Here is a 19808-nt window from a genome sequence, read left to right as displayed (position 1 = left end):
TTCTGAGCCTAAAGGACCCTTCTTGGTATTTGTGGGTTAGATAGCTTCACTTCATGGTCAAGACATAGCAGCCCATAGCAACCCATGTCCCTCTCAGTGGGACTATCGACCTATTCCAAGTCCTTGATCTAAAGCCTGCCCGATGACCCTAAGTCTGCGCACCCCCCCAAGAAGGGTGATCATTCATGGTGATCTCGCTAAGACAGCCTTTACGCCATGCTCTGCCTGCGCAAAGGCACGATATAAGCATCAGCGCGCAGGCTGGACATGTAACGGTTTTGTTCCGGGTGGTGAGATGTAAATTACCTAATCAGGAGTAGAATCATGACACAGGTATACGGAGAAGAGTTTCGTCGTGAGGCGGTGCGTTTGGCATTGCCCAGCGGTTTGACGCGTGAGCGTGTGGCGGCCGATCTTGGGATTGGCAAGTCGACGCTGGGCAAGTGGATCCAATTAGCAGGGAGACATGATGGCGAGGGCATCAGGTCAGCACCGGGCAATTTGCCGACAGACTTTGACTTGTTGAAAGAGAACGAACGGCTTCGTCATGAAAACAAGGTTCTGCGCGAGGAGAGGGAGATCTTAAAAAAGGCCACTGCCTTCTTCGCGAGCCAAAAGTGATGCGATTTGCGTTCATCCTGAAATGGCGTCATGTCTGGCGCATTGAAACGATGTGCCGGGTCATGGACGTCACGGCGCGCGGCTTTCGGGCTTGGGTCAACCGGCCCATGAGCACGCGGGTGCATGGCGACTTGTCGGGTGCTAGCCCATATCAAAGACCAATACACCCAATCTCTTGGAACCTATGGCCGATCTCGCATGACGGCAGAGCTCAAGGAAATTGGTTTGAAGGTTGGAGAAAGGCGGGTGGGTCGGTTGATGCGTATCCATGGTGTCGTCCCGGTTCGGACGCACCGTTACAAAGTCACGACTGACAGCAATCACAAACATGGATATGCCGAAAACCTCTTGGCGCGCGACTTTCAGGCTGATGGTCCCAATCAGAAATGGGCAGGCGATATCAGTTATATCTGGACAGCTGAAGGCTGGCTCTATCTGGCCGTCGTTCTGGACCTTCATTCACGCCGCGTAATCGGCTGGGCAGTCAGTGACCGGATGAAAAAAGACCTCGCAATCAGGGCATTCGATATGGCTGCACGGCTGCGTAATCCCCCACCTGGGTGTATCTTCCATAGCGACCGCGGCAGTCAATACGCTTCGGGTGATTACCAGAAGCGCCTTGGTGCCTACACAATGAAACCGTCCATGAGCGCAACCGGGAATTGCTACGACAACTCCACCGTCGAGACATTCTTCAAGACCATCAAAGCCGAACCGATCTGGCGGTACCGCTGGGCCACACGCAAGCAAGCCCATACAGCCATCTTTGAATACATCAATGGCTTTTATAATCCGCGCCGCCGACACTCATACTTGGGCGGCATCAGCCCACTGGCTTTCGAAGCAAAAGTGGCCTAACAAGAGATACCACACCGGAACGAAACCGTTACAAGTCCAACCCGCCGAGTTCCTGACAACACAATGACCAGTGGGGCACTTACCGGTGCTGGCGAGGGTTCACATAAACCACCTTGGTCGCCAGTCGCGACTAAAGGAACAAATGCCGGTGGCTCCGCAATCCGGCCAACCCCACCACCATCACCACGAGCCTGCGCACGCCAAACGTAGATCTGGCTTGGATGGACCCCGTATCGGCGCGCACGCTGCGTCATCACAGCCCCAGCCGCATAACTCTCCGCCACAACCGACAGCTTGAAATCGTCAGAAAAGCGACGCCGACGACCCGTCTCCACAACATCAAGCCGACGCCCATATCCTGCTGCTATCGTATGTAACGTCTCCATAAGCACAGTACCTAGCCCAGTTCATAACTCAACGGTATGTGGCCCTCGGCGAATGGATACGAATGACGCTGCAGGCGGAAGCCGCAGAATGTGGCCTCGCCTGCCTTGCCATTGTAGCCGCAGCACAAGGCCAGCGCCACACGCTCTCTGATCTGCGCCGTAAATTCTCCGCCAGCTTGAAGGGCACCGCTCAAAAGCGTGATGGACATGGCCGATGGCTTGGGCATGGTGGGCAGGCCCTAATTCGCAAATAGACCCAGAGCCAGATAAACCGTGCCGATCAACACACTGATCACCGCCACCGCACTAAATGCCGCCAGCCTTGTGGGCTGGAGCAAGGTCACGCTGCCATATACGCGACGGCGCTGGGCTTCAATGACGGCGGGGCGGAATAGGGTCATGGGGGACGCTAATTCGACTGGAATGACTGCTTTTTAGCCAGTTCGATATCCTTTAATAAAGGCTGCGATCCACGTTGCAGTATCAAACTTATGAATGCTTTTTCTTCTTCTGGGGGCATAAGTTGTGTGGACAATTGGTGACCACCTTTGCCGAAAAAAGCACTACCAACCAAACAGTTTTTGTTTCTTAAGCGATCAGCAAACTGTCGAGCTTGAGATGCGGATGCTATGCTATCGTCTTCAGCATGGATAATGATAAACTTGGCCCCTGAACAAAATTCCGGGGCCTGTGTGATCACTTGATCAAGTGCCTCCTGATCATAAGCGCTATGAAAGCCCGACAAATTTTTATTCATTGCAATTTCACGCCAATCATATGCACCAGCAAACAGAATTGCACCGGAATAAAGATCGGGTCGACCTAATACAGCCTGAACAGCTGTACTTGCGCCAGCACTCATTGCTCGCAAGGTAATATTACCTTTTAGACTAGGATAACTTTCAATTAGAATTTCAGAAAGTGCATTTAAAGCCTCAACCGTCAAAGCCCGATTGGGCGTCGCGCCAGAATTTGCAAAAGCCCGCCCAAGATCGCCATCCCCCGGCAGAATGGCTTGGGCAACCCAAAAATCATCCGTCCGCGGATCGAAAGGGACAATTTGGTCAACAGGAGAAAAGGGGCTTGATGCAACGGCACCGTAAACATCTATTAAGATTCCTGACGGGGCTACAACATGTGACTTATTCAGTATAAGCGCCGACTGCGGGCTCTGATTTGCTGCAGTTGGCGGTAGCCTCAGAATTTCTGTTTCCGGCACTTGGCTCAAGGAGACGTCTTCATTTGATTTTGCTAAGGTTAACTTTCCCTGTTTAACATTTGTACTGGCGCATTGTCGCGACAAGCCATTTCCCGGCCCAAATAATTCATAATGCTGAAAGCTAAGTTGCCTTCCAGGTGCCTCCCGGGTCACCTGAACACCTTCAAGGAGATTAGAACTGGCAATCCTTAAACGCGCCGTTAGGGTGGGCGGAAAAAGCTCGTTTAATTCCAAATCCCCGGATTTTGATTGGCACAAGAATTGTACTGAAGTACCGCTTGGTGAACCCACAACAAAGAACAGATCGCCGTTCATGTCGATTTGTGGTACCCGACTTTGAATGATACGTTCGTGAAGCTCGATTTCCCAATTTTTATACTCAAGTCTGAACGTGTCGCGTCCCTTGGGAAATGCCCGAATGCCAAACAAGCCTGAATCGGAGGCCTTATGACGCCCCGGTAAAAAGGGGGAAGTTAAGCCGAATATATAAGCGGTGTGATTGCTAGGGTTACCAAGCAAGGAGAGATCAATCGAGTGAAAACTTGAGGCATCAAGTTCTTTTGTTGACCCGATCTGGTCAAAAATTTTCGCGGTTCCTGTCGCTTCATCGATTATGAATCGCACCAAAGTAGTTTGGCGGCTAGAGGAGTTTACCAGAGGTAGAACACCAGCAATGGTTTTAAAACTTGGATATTCCCAACCATAAACAAGCTTTCGTTTGACATGATCGTAATTGTAGACAACCGGGAATTTTCCTGCGCGGTCAATAATATGTATGCCACTCGGCAATGGAAGGTGAAACCAAAATTGACCATCCGTCAATGTCTGTAGCGTGTTAGAAGACAAATCCAAAGCTAATACCCGACCAGCTTTGAGTCCTAGCTCACCCCTTAATCTGGCTAGGAGAACGCAATGTGGCCTACCGATGGAACTGCATTTAAAATCAGTAACTTGGATTCTATCGTCTGAAAGCTTAGTTGGTCTTCTCAATTCAGCCAAGCCACCCCAGATTTTTAGATCACGGGTAATTATTTCGCCATTTCGGTTCAAACATACCTGAATATTTCCAACCGTTTCACATCTTGAATAAGTTAGTAGACTAGGCGTTCGTGCCATATGGTCTTGACTAGTTACCAAAGCTGCTGCGGCAAGAATGAAACTCTCAAGCATTTTTCTCTGCCAATCTAGACTATGAAATTAGGTCTCTAAACTTTCTAAAGTAAAAGCAGGTCCGAGCTGACCGAGTGTTTAAGGAAATAAGTCGACCTAGCTCGGATCTACTCAACTTTAAGCGGACTAAAACGGAATTTTTATTTCAACTTTTACTTCGGGCGGACCTAAATCATAAGGAACTGTAATTGTTCCAGTTATCGTTGCTCCACCCGATGTGGTCGTACTGCCTTGCACTTGAACCCCGTTGTTCCCGACTGTCACGCCGACATTTGAGCCGCTTGACGGCGGGGAATACGAACTCCCTATTGACGGGTTGCCGCCATCTGAATTCCCTCCGTTGATCGGGTTTCCATTATAGTCTAACCCGGCTTCCCGAAGCGCCATGTTTATAAGCTGCTCATACCGCCAATAATCTGTTGATTGTATTGGGGCTTTAAAGTCAGTGTACGGATTCCAAGGTCTATCACCCCCACTCACAAACTCCAACTCCTCAACCGTCAATGTACGCATAATTCAATCTCCCTGTCCGGTTTTACCTGCCAGACAGCCTCAGTGCGACTGACTTCCCCATAGCACATATACGAAGTTGACTTAGCGGGGGGGGGAGATGTCAAGTAGGAAAAGAACGTCTGTGTGATTTTTCTTTGAAGGCATATTTAGGGTAAATTTGCATGGTATTGGCCGATCCGCAAGGGGAAAATTTAAACCAATCACCCCAAGACGATAGCCGCACCTGGCTGACCCGCCTGTTCCACTCAGACAAGCTGCCGATGATGCTGCAGGCGGAAGCCGCCGAATGTGGCCTCGCCTGCCTTGCCATGGTGGCCGCAGCACACGGCCAGCGCCACACGCTCTCTGATCTGCGCCGTAAATTCTCCGCCAGTTTGAAGGGCACAACGCTCAAAAGCGTGATGGATATGGCGGATGGCTTGGGCATGGTGGGCAGGCCCTAATTCGCAAATAGACCCAGCGCCAGATAGGCGGTTCCGATCAACACACTGATCACCGCCACCGCACTAAATGCCGCTAGCCTTGTGGGCTGATGCAGGGTGACGCTGCCATATACACGGCGGCGCTGGGCTTCAATGACGGCTGGACGGAATAGGGTCATTGCCGCTAATTTCTATCTTTCACTTCAGTATAATTCATCGTTCCGACAAAATTGAACCCCTTACTCCGCAAAACTTGCCAAGCCTCTGCATAACTTTTTGCCTCACAGACTTTAACCTCAACTCGTTCACCACATTTCATCAAGTCCGCCCGGTAGGTTACACCTAGATTAGTCCTTATCTCGTGTATTACACCAAATACTGCCCCCAGACTTTGAGAAGTGCCTGAATTTAAAGGCGCTAAATCCGGAGGAGCATTTACTGAGAAACCATAAATATTTAAACCATCTTTTTTACCAATTAACTCGACGCTACCCTCGCCTGAATAGGTATCATATTCAAATTGTGCGCTCCAGTTTAGGCCCCGCTCACTCTTTGAAAGGCTTACTAAACGCGGATAATACAGCGGGGCTCTCTCAGGCGCTTCTAGCTTATAAGTCCTATAATCTGGTGAACTAAAGGGCCAGTTGCCCTTTTCCCCCGTAGGACCCCAAAGCACATTACATCCTCCTAGTAGGACGATTAAAACTGCTGCAGCCACTCTTAGTTTCTGCATTTTTAGCCCCAACGAATTATTGATTGCCCCTCAATCAAACTATCCAATAAATCCGGTATGCCGTTTGGTCCACCGCGGGCACCGCCTTTACTGTCTGACCCAGTAACCTTGTCGCCGGCTTGCACTTTTAGGGTGTAGTCGCCGTAAAACGGCACATTACCGATAATTGTTACGGGAACTTTGAATGTTATAGTGACCGTACCATCGGCATTCCTAGTCCTAGTAGTGTTTGCGAGAAAGGCAGCTAGGCGAGCTTGCTGCTCGCTTAAGTCGAAATCGACCCCAACAGTCTCGAAACCGGAGAAACCGGAGTCTGACAGATAAGAATTAAAACTTTGTGTCCATGGAAATAAATACATATCTTCAGCATATATAACGTTCCAACCAGGGGTAACGGGGTTTCTCTTGGCAGTTACAACCACCTCTTCCCCCCCACTCACAAACTCCAACTCCTCAACCGTCAATGCACGCATAATCCAATCTCCCTGTCCGGTTTTACCTGCCAGACCGCCTCAGTGCGACTGACTTCCCCATCGGACACATAAGAAGTTGACAGAGCCGGGGGGGGGGATGTCAAGTAGGAAAAGAACGTCTGTGTGATTTTTCTTTGAAGATATATTTAGGGTAAATTTGCATGGTATTGGCCGATCCGCAAGGGGAAAATTTAAACCAATCACCCCAAGACGATAGCCGCATTTGGCTGACCCGCCTGTTCCACTCCGACAAGCTACCCATAATGCTGCAGGCGGAAGCCGCCGAATGTGGCCTCGCCTGCCTTGCCATGGTGGCCGCAGCACACGGCCAGCGCCACACGCTCTCTGATCTGCGCCGTAAATTCTCCGCCAGTTTGAAGGGCACCACCCTCAAAAGCGTGATGGACATGGCCGATGGCTTGGGCATGGTGGGCAGGCCTCTACGGTTGGAAGTCGATGAATTGGTCAGCCTGAAGCCGCCGTGCGTGCTGCACTGGAACTTGGCCCATTATGTCGTGCTGAAGAAGGCGTGGAAGGGGCCAGGTGGGGTTTGGGCGATTATTCATGACCCAGCACGCGGGGTGCGCAAAGTGGCCCCGGCCGAGATTGGCCGGTCCTTTACCGGTGTAGCGCTCGAACTGACGCCCACGCCGGCTTTCACCAAGAAGAAGCATGTTGAGCGGGTTCGCCTCAGCGATCTCTGGAGCACGCTTAAGGGCCTTAAGGGGCCCGTGATCCAGCTCTTCCTGCTGGCCCTTGTCGTGCAAGTGATTGGCGTGTTCAGCCCGATGCTGAACCAATTGATCGTTGATGATGCCATCTCCAAAGGCGATATGGACCTTCTGACCACCATTGGCATGGGCATGGTGATCTTGTTGTTGATCCAGACCGGCATTGGCCTCTTGCAAGGCTTTGTCGGCATGTATCTGGGCACGCAACTCTCGTTTCAGATGCAGAGCAATTTATTGCGTCATGCCCTGCGCCTGCCTGTGGCGTGGTTTGAGAAACGCCATATTGGCGATATCATGAGCCGGTTTAGCTCGCTTGGCCCCGTGCAAAGCTTCCTAACCTCTGTGCCAATTGGCGCGACTTTGAATGTCATCATGCTCGCGGTTGGCGGCACGATGGCGGTGCTTTATTCGCCGCTTCTATTTGGCTGCGTGGTCGCAACCATGTTGATCCCGCTGATTGTGCAAGCCGTGACTTTTCCTTGGGTGCGGCGCAAAACCGATGAGGGTATCAGCCTTGGCGCTGTTGCCTCCACCACCTTTATGGAAACCTTGCGGGGTGCACGCACTTTCAAGCTATTTGGCAAAGAGCGGGAGCGGGTCAGCCAATGGCAGAATGATACCGCCGCTAGCGTCAACAATAGCGTGACCATGCAGCGCGTGGGCCTCTGGGGTGGCGCGGGGCTTGGAATTGTTACGGGCCTACAAGGGGTCGCCGTCTGGTGGTTGGGGGCCAAACAAGTGATTGACGGCACGATGAGCCTTGGCATGTTGATGGCGTTTCAATCCTATGCGGGGCAATTTTCTGGTGCGCTCTCGGGCCTCATTGGCCTTTATTTTCAATGGAAGACGTTGGAATTGCATTTAGAGCGCCTCGCCGATGTGGTGCATGAGGATCCAGAAGCAGGCGTTGATGAGCCCATTCAGGAGGGCCGCTTGTTTGAGGGCCGCTTGGCGGCAGACAAATTGTCCTTTCGCTATGCGACCCATGAGCCCTTGGTGCTCAAGGATGTCAATTTCACGATTGAGCCCGGTCAATTCATCGCCATCATCGGGCCATCCGGGGGTGGCAAGACCACTTTGATGAAAGTCTTGCTGGGCCTGCTTGACCCCACCGAAGGGGAAGTCAAAGTCGAAGGGGTGGGCCTTAAAAACTTTGGCGTGCGCACCTTTCGCCACCGGATTGGCGCGGTCTTACAAGATGATCGCCTCCTCGCCGGAACGATTGCCGACAATGTTTCCTTCTTCGATCCAGACCTTGATATGACGCGGGTGGAGGCGTGCTTAGCCCAAGCCTGCGTCCTGGATGATATTTTGAAAATGCCGATGGGCACGATGAGCTTGGTCGGTGATCTGGGCTCCACCCTATCTGGTGGGCAGCAACAGCGCGTGCTTCTTGCCCGCGCACTTTACCGCGAGCCGACCATCTTGTTTCTGGATGAGGGTACGGCCAACCTTGACCCCGAAACGGAAGGACGCGTGGCTGAAGCGCTTCGGGGCCTATCGTGCACCCGCATCTTTGTGGCGCACCGCGAAGCCGCCATCGCAGGGGCGAACCGCACACTGTTAGTTGCGGGCGGCACAGTGACTGAGCTGACCGAACAGGCGCAAGTCGCGGCGGAGTGACTTCCCTTTGAATTAAGCGGAGGGAACCGCGGCCATCCATGGCCAGCACCACACATTAGCTGATTTGCGGCATTAGTCCCCTACCAGCCGGGAAGGCTGATGCAAGGTGACACTGCCATATACGCGGCGACGCTGGGCTTCAATGACGGCTGGGCGGAATAGGGTCTCGGGGTTAGCTTATCTAGCACAGAATTGGACATTTTAAACTTATGGCCCTTTTCGCGCACAAGGCTTTTTTGAAAGGCTTTTTTCAACTTCAGCTTCAATCACATTAGCCATTCCTTTGGATAGGCCATGACCGGAATGCTGAAATATTTCTGTTTTTTTTTCCTTCCGACAGCCGCTGATCCAATCTTTGGGAGGTGTTATCTCGTCGAACTCACCGTAAAGGACTTTTAAATTGTCAACTTGACAATATTTACTCACTATCGCCTCTATTTTTGCGGAAAATGCTAATTGCTGATTGTGGTCAATATTCAGCGGAGAGCCAAACCCTAAGTGATCTCTCACCAAACTATACTTGATTACTTCAGGGATATTAGCAACATCTTCTTTTTTGAAACGCTGCCAAGAACTAAAAGGCGCAACTAAAAATGTTTGCCGAAAAATATGAGGGTTTTGCGCAGAAATTTCGGCTCCTAGTAACGATCCGAAACTATATGCTAACAAAAACATAGGTTTTTGATCATTTATACTTTTTAGGTATTGGGTAACTATTTTTGCATCAGTTTCAATTGAACTCGAAAAATCCTTTGCTAACCGACCAAAAAGGTCATAACTGGATTGCTGCGCGCCGGAATACTCAATTTTAACTATTTTGAAGCCTTTATTCAAGAGCCGCGCTTCAAAATCACTTATGTGGTCACCGTATAAAGAAACCGTTGGTCCACCTCGAACTGAAACAATCGTTCCTTTGCTATTAGCCTTGGACTGAAAGGTCCAGATGCCGATGCGGTCGTTTTCATCTGATATTTCTATGAAACTTAATGGATATTTTGGTACCGGAGCATGTTCCTTCTCAAGTTTATCCGAAAAGGAAATCGGCCTCGAGCTTTTTTCAAATGACCGATCTGTACAGGAAATGTAGCTCGATTCGCCGTTGATGTTCAGAAAGACTAAAGCAGAGTCATCGATCCCCCCAGCTTTCATAAGTAAAGCTATTCTCCCTGAACTTTTATCATAGCTACCAGATTTAATGTACCAACCTGATGAAACCCAGCGGGCTAACTCTGCATTGATAATGGACGAGGTATCGCGGGCTGACTGAGAAAAACTATGGATGGAATTTGGACCGAAAAGAATCTCAGGCCCTGCATCGAATGGAGTTTGAATGAATCGTCCATACATTGGAATTTTTACAGTTTCAAATCGACCGCCTTTTAATAGCGCAATAAATCCAATGTCAGCCAGGCCAAGCACACCCTCGCTTGTTTCAAACGCCCTCAAGCGAGGAAATCCCATTCGGTTGATTGGGGCACTTATATCAGTAAAATCCATCGTGTTTGGAGTAAATTTTGCCATTTTTAGCTTAAAGTTCTCATCCTGCCCTATTAATACAATACTATCACGAAGAACGCTCAAACTAACCAAGCCTTCAAGCGCTAATGAAGGTGTAAATCTACTCTTAGTGCTATCAGGAATTCGATTGATAATTAAATTTAAATCCAATGGCTGTCGAGTTATGTTATCAAGATCATAGTTTGAAACCGCTATATTCCAAAAGCCGGGAAAACTCTTCAAACTCTCAGTCTCTGGTGGCAATGGCGTTAACAGCCAATTCTTCTCTTTTGGATCAAATTGGTAGAGACTTGGTGCTTTATAATCAGATGATAAGATAAGCAGTTTTTCTTCAGATACGAAATACTCTTGTGCGCTGAAAGATTTTAAACCCCAAAAAAATAACTCCGATTCATTCGTTGGCCAAGTTACAACAGCACTTTCGCCTCCTACCATTACTTTAAGAGGTGATAATGCCGAGGTGTCGCGTGTATTCATCGCTATAAAGTTACCATTTCTTGAGATACTCACCTCATTACTTATGCATACGGCGAGCTTTAAGGCCGTCATTCGCTGAACTGCCTTCTGAAGTGGCAAAGATTTTCTCGCGAAACCCGCTAAATCGGAAGCGATGGCTGATTTTCCTTTTACCTCTGAATTTAAGCCACTGGTGGCTGCCACTAACGTCACAGCCACCATAATGCAGAGTTGCTTTCTAAGGCTTTTATTGGACAATGACGGGAACTTTAGTTTCAATTATGACATACAAGCCTGAACGTGGGTTAAATTCTTTAGTGATCAATCCAAGACTATCACTGACTCTCAAAGTGTCGAAACCAGGACCGTTCGTTTTATCATCAATCGCAGTCCATTTAGAGCCATCTTTGTTATCGGTCCAAGTATGTATGATTGACCCTCTCGTATTTACAACATAAAGATCGTTTGTATTTCTTTGCTTACTTGCAACTTCCAATTGCATTAACAGATACGCACCGTTTTCAGAAAGAGACTGCCAAAAATCGATTGGGAGAAATGGATCTAAATCCTTGTCACCGCCCATACTCTCCGAGCCATAACCACCAAAGCCAGACCCACCACTCTGGTAGCCAGTAACAATGACAGTATGATAGCCCCCGCCTTCTCCCCCACTCACAAACTCCAACTCCTCAACCGTTAATGCACGCATAATCCAATCTCCCTGTCCGGTTTTACCTGCCAGACCGCCTCAATGCGACTGACTTCCCTTGCGAACGCCGCTGAAGATGTATAAAAAGATATGCTACTTCAAGTGAATTAATTATGACAAAGCAATTCATCTGCGAAGGCTTATTTAGGGTAAGTTTGCATGGTATTGGCCGATCCGCAAGGGGAAAATTTAAACCAATCACCCCAAGACGATAGCCGCACTTGGCTGACCCGCCTGTTCCACTCCGACAAGCTACCCATGATGCTGCAGGCCGAAGCCGCCGAATGTGGCCTCGCCTGCCTTGCCATGGTGGCCGCCGCACACGGCCAGCGCCACACGCTCTCTGATCTGCGCCGTAAATTCTCCGCCAGTTTGAAGGGCACCACCCTTAAAAGCGTGATGGACATGGCGGATGGCTTGGGCATGGTGGGCAGGCCCTTGCGGTTGGAAGTCGAAGAATTGGTCAGCCTTAAGCCGCCTTGCGTGCTGCATTGGAACTTATCCCATTATGTCGTGCTGAAGAAGGCGTGGAAGGGGGCAGGTGGGGTATGGGCCATCATTCATGACCCAGCGCGCGGCGTGCGAAAAGTGGCACCCGCCGAGATTGGCCGCTCCTTCACCGGTGTCGCTTTAGAGCTAACACCCACACCAGCCTTTACTAAGAAGAAGCATGTTGAGCGGGTTCGCCTGACAGACATGTGGAGCACACTAAAGGGTCTTAAAGGCCCGGTGATCCAGCTATTTGCGCTAGCGCTTGTGGTGCAAGTGATTGGCGTGTTCAGCCCGATGCTGAACCAAATGATTATTGATGATGCCATCTCCAAAGGTGACCTTGATCTTTTGACCACGATTGGCATCGGCATGGTGATCTTATTGTTGATCCAAACCGGGATTGGTCTGTTGCAAGGCTTTGTCGGCATGTATTTGGGCACGCAACTCTCGTTTCAGATGCAAAGCAATCTATTGCGCCACGCCCTGCGCCTGCCGGTCGCTTGGTTTGAGAAACGCCATATTGGCGACATCATGAGCCGGTTTAGCTCGCTTGGCCCTGTGCAAAGCTTCCTGACCTCTGTGCCAATTGGCGCGACTTTGAACGTGATCATGCTGGTGGTCGGCGGCACGATGGCGGTGCTTTATTCGCCGCTTCTATTTGGCTGCGTGGTCGCAACCATGTTGATCCCGCTGATTGTGCAAGCCGTGACTTTTCCTTGGGTGCGGCGCAAAACCGATGAGGGTATCAGCCTTGGCGCTGTTGCCTCCACCACCTTTATGGAAACCTTGCGGGGTGCACGCACTTTCAAGCTATTTGGCAAAGAGCGTGAGCGGGTCAGCCAATGGCAGAATGATACCGCCGCCAGCGTCAATAATAGTGTAACCATGCAGCGCGTGGGCCTCTGGGGTGGCGCGGGGCTTGGAATTGTTACGGGCCTACAAGGGGTCGCCGTCTGGTGGTTGGGGGCCAAACAAGTGATTGATGGCACGATGAGCCTTGGCATGTTGATGGCGTTTCAATCCTATGCGGGGCAATTCTCGGGCGCGCTATCGGGCCTCATTGGCCTTTATTTTCAATGGAAGACGTTGGAATTACATTTAGAGCGCCTCGCCGACGTCGTGCATGAGGATCCAGAAGCAGGCGTTGATGAGCCCATTCAGGAGGGCCGCTTGTTTGAGGGCCGCTTGGCGGCAGACAAATTGTCCTTTCGCTATGCGACCCATGAGCCCTTGGTGCTCAAGGATGTCAATTTCACGATTGAGCCCGGGCAATTCATCGCCATCATCGGGCCATCCGGGGGTGGCAAGACCACTTTGATGAAAGTCTTGCTGGGCCTGCTTGACCCCACCGAAGGGGAAGTCAAAGTCGAAGGGGTGGGCCTTAAAAACTTTGGCGTGCGCACCTTTCGCCACCGGATTGGCGCGGTCTTACAAGATGATCGCCTGCTCGCCGGCACGATTGCCGACAATGTTTCCTTCTTCGATCCAGACCTTGATATGGCGCGGGTGGAGGCGTGCTTAGCCCAAGCCTGCGTCCTGGATGATATTTTGAAAATGCCGATGGGCACGATGAGCTTGGTCGGTGATCTGGGCTCCACCCTATCTGGTGGGCAGCAACAGCGCGTGCTTCTTGCCCGCGCACTTTACCGCGAGCCGACCATCTTGTTTCTGGATGAGGGTACGGCCAACCTTGACCCCGAAACGGAAGGACGCGTGGCTGAAGCGCTTCGGGGCCTATCGTGCACCCGCATCTTTGTGGCGCACCGCGAAGCCGCCATCGCAGGGGCGGATCGCACACTATTGGTTGCGGGCGGCACAGTGACCGAGCTTACCGAGCAGGTGCACGTGGCGGCGCAGTGAGATGGGCTTCAACCAATCGCGCTAGGTCACGCTTGGTTCATATAGACCAAGCGCGCTCTGAACAGGTATGATCGGGGTTGGATTAATAGGCGGTCCAACCACCATCGGTGGCATAAATCCCACCGGTAAAGTTTGAGGCTTCTGCAGACAGTAGAAACAGCATCATGGACACCTGCTCTGCGACTGTGGCGGGACGCTTATTGGAATCGGTATAAGATAAAAGACTATCAATCTTAAGCCGCCCCATTCCTGGGCCCGTTGATGCCTTAGCAGATTCAGCAACCAAAATACCCGCACGCTCAACCATAGGTGTGTCGGTTGCAGCCATATTAACCGAATTGATGCGTATGCCATAGGGGGCATAATCGACCGCTGCATTTTTGGTCAAGCCATTGACCGCGTGCTTGCTAGCAACATAGGCTGGATTTCCAGCAAGTCCAGTCATGCCCGCAATAGATCCTACATTGACAATGGCACCCCCCCCACCTTGGGCCACCATCTGCTTGAGTTCAGCACGTAAGGATCGAAACACCCCCGATGCGTTTGTGCGGACCACCTTATCCCAATAAGCGTCACTGGCTTGATGGATAGGGGCAAAAATCAGCTCACGCTGTTTGGCGTAATTTGGCGGCTCCCCTGAAAACACGCCATCCATGACCCCAGCATTATTGAGAGCCAAATCAAGGCGCCCATAGGTATCGACGGCGGTTTTCACCATTTTTTCACATACACTTGTCTCGGCAATATCACCGGGTACGAACTTGGCCTTGCCTCCAAAAGCTTTGATCTGATCTATGACGGAGGCACCTAAGTCCTCTATCCAGTCAACGCCAACAATATTTGCCCCTTCCTTGGCAGCACGAATGGCCGCAGCAGCCCCCATCCCGCGCGCACAGCCCGTCACGACCAAGGTTTTCCCTTTGAAACGATCGGGAATGAAATAATTAGCATCAAGAGGGGTAATATCCTTGACACCGATACCTTTTGGCTTGGTGGCCGATGATGGGCCAGAGGTGGCTTTTTCCCCGGCTAACGTTTGTCCTGCTGCCAGCGTCGTGGCGGTTCCTGCTGCCAATACCATCCCTTTAATCATATCTCTGCGTTCCATACCGATCTACTCCTTATGTTGATTGATCAGCTCAAAAGCTGGCTCTGAGGAAAAACATCGTACTTATCCAAGGATCGGTTGGCGTACCGATCGTCTTCTTGGCCGTGGTGCTCGGAAAAGTTGCTGCTACATGCCCCTGCAACATCAGCTTTGGCGAGATGAACCATTTGAAAGTGAGATTGGGCTCGGCACCCAAATATCTACCTTTGATATACGAGAAAGCAGGATTGCCACCAAGATTAGTTGTCCTATCTGCGGTGAAAAACCAAAACTGTGGAACAAGCTCTGTCGATTGGGTAGGGCGCAGACGAAGCTGAAAACGATGGGTCAAAAGATTGCTGTTTTGGAAAATCTTATAGTGATTGATACCCTGAACCCAACGCTCTCCATTATCGCCCGACAATAAGGGGTCAAAACGCTCAAACCGCTGAGTGGAGGGATCGTCACCTGAAAAAGCGGCATATCGATACGAAATGGTCGGTGTCCATGTCATGCTATTGGCAAAGCTATAGCCCATCTCGGCAGTCCAAGCATAAGCGCGCATGTCATAATGGTCATTACGCTCCAAAGCAGCCTCGCCCGATAGGAATAGCCCCGCGCCAGTCGGATTTGGTTGCCACCTTATCCGACCATTATAAACCTGCAGCCCTTTACGGCTGAAAACATCGGTTGGTGTATAATATTTGAATTCCGACTGCGGGATATGAAGAAACATCAGGGCAGCATCTATTGCATTTGGACGTCGGATTTCCAGATTAATCCCATGAATTTTGGTCTTTGAATCGACTTCCGGTAATTCATCAGGATCGATGGAAAAAGCCTCTAACTTCACATTATTGTATCGGGCTTGAAGGAGTAAAAGTTCGTCCGCTGACCAACGGGGATTGGATTGCAAAGCACCCCGCTTGCCGCCATTGGAGGCCGTATTTGCGATCAGAAAACCATCCGCCACGCCAAATCGCTGCCTGCCCGCTGATGCATTGACAACAAAACGATCGCCCGTCGATGAAACACCCCCCCCAACAATACCAACAAAAGCATCCTCGACACCGAAATAACCACGCGTCTTACTGGTGAATAATTCCTGCCCGTTTGAGCCACTAAATATACCGCTCAAACCGCCATACAAACTTACATTTTCACTAAGCGGTGTCATGGCATAAAGGCCTGCATGCACGAAACCTTCCACCCAATTACTATACCCACTGCCGGCGGGTTTGCCATTCACCAGCGGGTTACCTGCAAGGAGTGGGTCGGGATTGGCATACCAAGCATTATCATTGCCATAATACATGCCAATCCCCTCAAGTCGCATACGAAGATAAGTGCCATTCTTATCATAAAGGACTGAAAGATCGCGTGTCTTGCCATGGTTAAACACCCCACGACCATCGGCTTGGGTTTGATCAGACTCGATTGTGGCGATGATTGTAATCGCAACGCCACCCGTGGGCCCAGGCGTTGCAACAATTAAGGTTTTAGCAATAGGGCTACCCCGCCGCGCGCGCGCAAGATTGAATTCAGCGGTCGAACGCGAAAAAACGTCCCCCCTGAAAATGCCAAGCCCTACGCGAATACGGTCGATCAAACGACGATTCAACGCTTCATCTGAAGACGGGTTTTCAATTTTGACATCGACACTTTCTAAGCGACTTAAATCGTCAAAACCAGCCGGAGTTTGGGCTTGTGCCCGATAGGCTGGCATGGTCGAACATGTCAATACCCCTATAAACAAAAGCAGAAGACGCAATCCTTCTCTAAGAAAACAGCCTATAGATTTGCCTTTATGCATCTGTTTTTTCACTTGAAACCCTACCCCTTAACTTGATACTCTTTTAAGCCATCCATTAGCCAAGGACAAGACTAACCCAAAAGATGAATGATTTCCCCTACATATGCCAATAGAATGGTGCATGTAATTGACGGTGAAGCTTCAGGTGCACCCTACCATGCCCCAAATGGAAAAAGCCCCGCGGGTGCGAGGCTTGCGTCCTGAAACTTGGGTGCGGGGGCAGGATTTGAACCTACGACCTTCAGGTTATGAGCCTGACGAGCTACCGGGCTGCTCCACCCCGCGATAAGTTTGTGCCAGATGAGCAGCCCGGCATTTTGATCTGTTTGCCCCGCCTTTGGCGGTCCAAACGGGGCTGCTCCACCCCGCGATAAGTTTGTGCCAGATGAGCAGCCCGGCATTTTGATCTGTTTGCCCCGCCTTTGGCGGTCCAAACGGGGCTGCTCCACCCCGCGATAAGTTTGTGCCAGATGAGCCGCCCGGCATTTTGATCTGTTTGCCCCGCCTTTGGCGGTTCAAACGGGGCTGCTCCACCCCGCATCACATGCAATTAGAAAGTCTGATCTGACATCATCTGGAAAGGAAGGTCTATGTCAATAAGTTACTGAATGCATTCGGCAGACCCGGCAGCGACCTACTCTCCCGCGCCTTAAGACGCAGTACCATCGGCCCTGGGGGACTTAACGACCGAGTTCGGGATGGGATCGGGTGGGGACCCCCCGGCATAGCCACCAGGTCGGCGGAATGCACTCGTATCTGATTGTCTGACATCGTCTGGATTGGCACAAATTTTGGCGCGTAGTTTTGCCAAAATCCTTACGGATATTTGGAACTCACACTATATGTGCTTATGAACGGCGCAGTCTTCACTGCGTATGAAATCGTAGGATCAAGCGATTGAGCGATTAGTACCAGTCAGCTTCAACCCTCGCGGGTCTTCCACACCTGGCCTATCAACGTGATGGTCTATCACGGCTCTCAATGAGACCTCGTTTTTAGGTTAGTTTCCCGCTTAGATGCCTTCAGCGGTTATCTAGTCCATACTTAGCTACCCAGCTGTGCCGTTGGCACGACAACTGGTCCACCAGAGGTATGTTCATCCCGGTCCTCTCGTACTAGGGACAAATCCTATCAAGTCTCGACACCCACGGTAGATAGGGACCAAACTGTCTCACGACGTTCTGAACCCAGCTCACGTACCACTTTAAATGGCGAACAGCCATACCCTTGGGACCTGCTCCAGCCCCAGGATGTGATGAGCCGACATCGAGGTGCCAAACACCGCCGTCGATATGGACTCTTGGGCGGTATCAGCCTGTTATCCCCGGAGTACCTTTTATCCGTTGAGCGATGACCCTACCACGCAGGATCACCGGATCACTATGGCCGACTTTCGTCTCTGCTCGACTCGTCAGTCTCGCAGTCAGGCAGGCTTATGCCATTGCACTCAACGACCGATTTCCGACCGGTCTGAGCCTACCATCGCGCGCCTCCGTTACACTTTGGGAGGCGACCGCCCCAGTCAAACTGCCCGTCATACAGGGTCCCGGATCCCGATAAGGGACCGCGGTTAGACGCCACCGAAAATAAGGGTCGTATTTCAAGGGTGGCTCCACCAAGGCTGGCGCCCCGGCTTCAAAGCCTCCGACCTATCCTACACATACGTTCGATAGCGCCACTGTAAAACTGCAGTAAAGGTTCACAGGGTCTTTCCGTCTGGCCGCGGGAACTCCGCATCTTCACGGAGATTTCAATTTCGCTGAGTCTATGGTGGAGACAGTGGGGAAGTCGTTACGCCATTCGTGCAGGTCGGAACTTACCCGACAAGGAATTTCGCTACCTTAGGACCGTTATAGTTACGGCCGCCGTTCACCTGGGCTTCAATTCAGAGCTTGCACCCCTCCTCTTAACCTTCAGGCACTGGGCAGGCGTCAGACACTATACGTCGTCTTGCGACTTCGCAGTGCCCTGTGTTTTTGATAAACAGTCGCAACCCCCTGGTCTGTGCCACTCTCCCTTGGTTGCCCAAGAAAGAGTCTCCCTTCTTCCGAAGTTACGGGAGTAATTTGCCGAGTTCCTTCACCATAGTTCTCTCAAGCGCCTTGGTATGCTCTACCTGACCACCTGTGTCGGTTTCGGGTACGATCTAATGCTGGGGCTATTTCCTGGAACTCCCAGGCTGCCAACTCAATCCGATAAGAGTTGACAACTTTCGGCGTTCGTCACCACCAGCTGGCCCACGAATATTAACGTGGTTCCCATCGACTACGCCTTTCGGCCTCGCCTTAGGGGTCGGCTAACCCTGCGCAGATTAGCTTTACGCAGGAACCCTTGGTCTTTCGGCGAGAGGGTCTCTCACCCTCTTTATCGCTACTCATGCCAACATTCTCACTTCCGATACCTCCAGTGTCCATTACCAGACACCTTCACAGGCTTACGGAACGCTCCGCTACCGCTTCATCAAAGATGAAACCCCGAGCTTCGGTAAATGGCTTAATCCCCGTTACATCTTCGGCGCAGGTTCGCTTGACCAGTGAGCTGTTACGCTTTCTTTAAATGATGGCTGCTTCTAAGCCAACATCCTGGTTGTCTAAGCAAACCCACATCCTTTCCAACTTAGCCATTATTTGGGGACCTTAGCTGCGGGTCAGGGTTGTTTCCCTCTTGACGACGGACGTTAGCACCCGCCGTCTGTCTCCCGTACTGTACTTCCAGGTATTCGGAGTTTGGTTGGGTTTGGTAATCCGGTGAGGACCCCTAGCCCATCCAGTGCTCTACCCCCTGGAGTAATCATACGAGGCACTACCTAAATAGTTTTCGCGGAGAACCAGCTATCACGCGTTTTGATTGGCCTTTCACCCCTACCAACAAGTCATCCGAGAATTTTTCAACATTCAACGGTTCGAGCCTCCAGTCACTGTTACATGACCTTCACTCTGCTCATAGGTAGATCAACGCGTTTCGGGTCTAATACAACGAACTCGACGCCCTATTCAGACTCGCTTTCGCTACGCCTACACCTAACGGTTTAAGCTTGCTCGTTACATTAAGTCGTTGGCCCATTATACAAAAGGTACGCTATCACCCCATAAAGAGGCTCTAACTGCTTGTAGGTATCCAGTTT

The 19808-nt window shown here is 50.9% G+C and carries 15 protein-coding genes, 1 tRNA gene, 2 rRNA genes and 1 pseudogene (1 of these 19 cut by a window edge); 5 read left to right on the top strand and 14 right to left on the bottom strand.

Annotated elements, in window-relative coordinates:
* Positions 1–324 precede the first annotated feature (324 nt).
* Positions 325–1479, top strand: a pseudogene (locus tag PsB1_RS06455) (IS3 family transposase).
* On the opposite strand, the gene PsB1_RS06450 reads toward PsB1_RS06455, so the two are convergent.
* On the bottom strand, positions 1476–1865 hold the full coding sequence (locus tag PsB1_RS06450; RefSeq protein WP_284359869.1) for a transposase: 390 nt from the start codon (positions 1863–1865) through the stop codon (positions 1476–1478). The pseudogene PsB1_RS06455 and the gene PsB1_RS06450 sit on opposite strands and share 4 nt — an antisense overlap.
* A 62-nt stretch (positions 1866–1927) precedes the next feature.
* Between PsB1_RS06450 and PsB1_RS06445 the strand changes: the two genes are divergently transcribed.
* Positions 1928–2119, top strand: coding sequence for a cysteine peptidase family C39 domain-containing protein (locus PsB1_RS06445; protein ID WP_284359868.1), 192 nt, complete (start codon positions 1928–1930; stop codon positions 2117–2119).
* Here PsB1_RS06445 and PsB1_RS06440 read toward each other — a convergent pair.
* The 3 genes from PsB1_RS06440 to PsB1_RS06430 all read right to left on the bottom strand — a co-directional run bounded on the left by PsB1_RS06440 (position 2105) and on the right by PsB1_RS06430 (position 4767).
* Positions 2105–2266 (bottom strand): hypothetical protein, encoded by a 162-nt coding sequence (locus PsB1_RS06440; protein WP_284359866.1) that lies wholly within the window; start codon positions 2264–2266, stop codon positions 2105–2107. The genes PsB1_RS06445 and PsB1_RS06440 overlap by 15 nt on opposite strands.
* Before the next feature lie 8 nt (positions 2267–2274).
* Positions 2275–4254 carry an alpha/beta hydrolase family protein gene (locus PsB1_RS06435; protein WP_284359865.1) on the bottom strand — a complete coding sequence of 660 codons (1980 nt, stop codon included), beginning with the start codon at positions 4252–4254 and terminating at the stop codon, positions 2275–2277.
* Positions 4255–4380: 126 nt separating this feature from the next.
* On the bottom strand, positions 4381–4767 hold the full coding sequence (locus PsB1_RS06430; RefSeq protein WP_284359863.1) for a hypothetical protein: 387 nt from the start codon (positions 4765–4767) through the stop codon (positions 4381–4383).
* Positions 4768–4928: 161 nt separating this feature from the next.
* On the opposite strand from PsB1_RS06430, the gene PsB1_RS06425 reads away from it, so the two are divergent.
* Positions 4929–5210 carry a cysteine peptidase family C39 domain-containing protein gene (locus tag PsB1_RS06425; protein WP_284359862.1) on the top strand — a complete coding sequence of 94 codons (282 nt, stop codon included), beginning with the start codon at positions 4929–4931 and terminating at the stop codon, positions 5208–5210.
* Here PsB1_RS06425 and PsB1_RS06420 read toward each other — a convergent pair.
* From PsB1_RS06420 to PsB1_RS06410, 3 genes are read right to left on the bottom strand one after another with little or no spacing between them, the layout of a single operon-like run.
* Complete coding sequence (locus PsB1_RS06420) at positions 5207–5368, bottom strand: hypothetical protein (protein ID WP_284359861.1); 162 nt, start codon at positions 5366–5368, stop codon at positions 5207–5209. The two genes, PsB1_RS06425 and PsB1_RS06420, sit on opposite strands and share 4 nt — an antisense overlap.
* Positions 5369–5373: 5 nt before the next feature.
* Complete coding sequence (locus PsB1_RS06415) at positions 5374–5922, bottom strand: hypothetical protein (RefSeq protein ID WP_284359859.1); 549 nt, start codon at positions 5920–5922, stop codon at positions 5374–5376.
* 2 nt (positions 5923–5924) lie between these two features.
* Positions 5925–6395, bottom strand: a complete 471-nt coding sequence (locus tag PsB1_RS06410) for a hypothetical protein (protein WP_284359858.1) — start codon at positions 6393–6395, stop codon at positions 5925–5927.
* 161 nt (positions 6396–6556) lie between these two features.
* On the opposite strand from PsB1_RS06410, the gene PsB1_RS06405 reads away from it, so the two are divergent.
* On the top strand, positions 6557–8749 hold the full coding sequence (locus PsB1_RS06405) for a peptidase domain-containing ABC transporter (protein ID WP_284359857.1): 2193 nt from the start codon (positions 6557–6559) through the stop codon (positions 8747–8749).
* 207 nt (positions 8750–8956) lie between these two features.
* Here the strand turns inward: PsB1_RS06405 and PsB1_RS06400 are convergent, their stop codons facing one another.
* Both PsB1_RS06400 and PsB1_RS06395 read right to left on the bottom strand, forming a co-directional pair.
* Positions 8957–10945, bottom strand: a complete 1989-nt coding sequence (locus PsB1_RS06400) for an alpha/beta hydrolase family protein (RefSeq protein WP_284359844.1) — start codon at positions 10943–10945, stop codon at positions 8957–8959.
* Between the two features lie 25 nt (positions 10946–10970).
* Positions 10971–11432 carry a hypothetical protein gene (locus tag PsB1_RS06395; protein ID WP_284359843.1) on the bottom strand — a complete coding sequence of 154 codons (462 nt, stop codon included), beginning with the start codon at positions 11430–11432 and terminating at the stop codon, positions 10971–10973.
* Positions 11433–11591: 159 nt separating this feature from the next.
* Between PsB1_RS06395 and PsB1_RS06390 the strand changes: the two genes are divergently transcribed.
* On the top strand, positions 11592–13784 hold the full coding sequence (locus tag PsB1_RS06390; protein WP_284359842.1) for a peptidase domain-containing ABC transporter: 2193 nt from the start codon (positions 11592–11594) through the stop codon (positions 13782–13784).
* A gap of 82 nt (positions 13785–13866) precedes the next feature.
* Here the strand turns inward: PsB1_RS06390 and PsB1_RS06385 are convergent, their stop codons facing one another.
* The 5 genes from PsB1_RS06385 to PsB1_RS06365 all read right to left on the bottom strand — a co-directional run.
* Positions 13867–14877, bottom strand: a complete 1011-nt coding sequence (locus tag PsB1_RS06385) for an SDR family NAD(P)-dependent oxidoreductase (RefSeq protein WP_284359840.1) — start codon at positions 14875–14877, stop codon at positions 13867–13869.
* A gap of 46 nt (positions 14878–14923) precedes the next feature.
* The gene (locus tag PsB1_RS06380; protein WP_284359838.1) at positions 14924–16597 is read right to left on the bottom strand and encodes an alginate export family protein; all 1674 of its coding nucleotides are present in this window, start codon (positions 16595–16597) and stop codon (positions 14924–14926) included.
* A 295-nt stretch (positions 16598–16892) separates the two neighbouring features.
* Positions 16893–16969: transfer RNA gene (locus PsB1_RS06375), tRNA-Met, on the bottom strand.
* Positions 16970–17305: 336 nt separating this feature from the next.
* A 5S ribosomal RNA gene (rrf, locus tag PsB1_RS06370) occupies positions 17306–17420 on the bottom strand.
* 149 nt (positions 17421–17569) lie between these two features.
* Positions 17570–19808: ribosomal RNA gene (locus tag PsB1_RS06365) — 23S ribosomal RNA — on the bottom strand; it runs 551 nt beyond the window's last position.

It is taken from the genome of Candidatus Phycosocius spiralis (genome assembly GCF_030158815.1).
GTDB lineage: Bacteria > Pseudomonadota > Alphaproteobacteria > Caulobacterales > Aquidulcibacteraceae > Aquidulcibacter > Aquidulcibacter spiralis.
This window is presented reverse-complemented; position numbering and strand designations above follow the sequence as displayed.

Coding starts and splice junctions, on each gene's coding strand:
- PsB1_RS06435 (WP_284359865.1), bottom strand. CDS start 4,254: ATGCTTGAGAGTTTCATTCTTGCCGCAGCAGCTTTGGTAACTAGTCAA.
- PsB1_RS06390 (WP_284359842.1), top strand. CDS start 11,592: ATGGTATTGGCCGATCCGCAAGGGGAAAATTTAAACCAATCACCCCAA.
- PsB1_RS06445 (WP_284359868.1), top strand. CDS start 1,928: ATGACGCTGCAGGCGGAAGCCGCAGAATGTGGCCTCGCCTGCCTTGCC.
- PsB1_RS06415 (WP_284359859.1), bottom strand. CDS start 5,922: ATGCAGAAACTAAGAGTGGCTGCAGCAGTTTTAATCGTCCTACTAGGA.
- PsB1_RS06385 (WP_284359840.1), bottom strand. CDS start 14,877: ATGATTAAAGGGATGGTATTGGCAGCAGGAACCGCCACGACGCTGGCA.
- PsB1_RS06405 (WP_284359857.1), top strand. CDS start 6,557: ATGGTATTGGCCGATCCGCAAGGGGAAAATTTAAACCAATCACCCCAA.
- PsB1_RS06395 (WP_284359843.1), bottom strand. CDS start 11,432: ATGCGTGCATTAACGGTTGAGGAGTTGGAGTTTGTGAGTGGGGGAGAA.
- PsB1_RS06430 (WP_284359863.1), bottom strand. CDS start 4,767: ATGCGTACATTGACGGTTGAGGAGTTGGAGTTTGTGAGTGGGGGTGAT.
- PsB1_RS06425 (WP_284359862.1), top strand. CDS start 4,929: ATGGTATTGGCCGATCCGCAAGGGGAAAATTTAAACCAATCACCCCAA.
- PsB1_RS06450 (WP_284359869.1), bottom strand. CDS start 1,865: ATGGAGACGTTACATACGATAGCAGCAGGATATGGGCGTCGGCTTGAT.
- PsB1_RS06440 (WP_284359866.1), bottom strand. CDS start 2,266: ATGACCCTATTCCGCCCCGCCGTCATTGAAGCCCAGCGCCGTCGCGTA.
- PsB1_RS06380 (WP_284359838.1), bottom strand. CDS start 16,597: ATGCCAGCCTATCGGGCACAAGCCCAAACTCCGGCTGGTTTTGACGAT.
- PsB1_RS06410 (WP_284359858.1), bottom strand. CDS start 6,395: ATGCGTGCATTGACGGTTGAGGAGTTGGAGTTTGTGAGTGGGGGGGAA.
- PsB1_RS06420 (WP_284359861.1), bottom strand. CDS start 5,368: ATGACCCTATTCCGTCCAGCCGTCATTGAAGCCCAGCGCCGCCGTGTA.
- PsB1_RS06400 (WP_284359844.1), bottom strand. CDS start 10,945: ATGGTGGCTGTGACGTTAGTGGCAGCCACCAGTGGCTTAAATTCAGAG.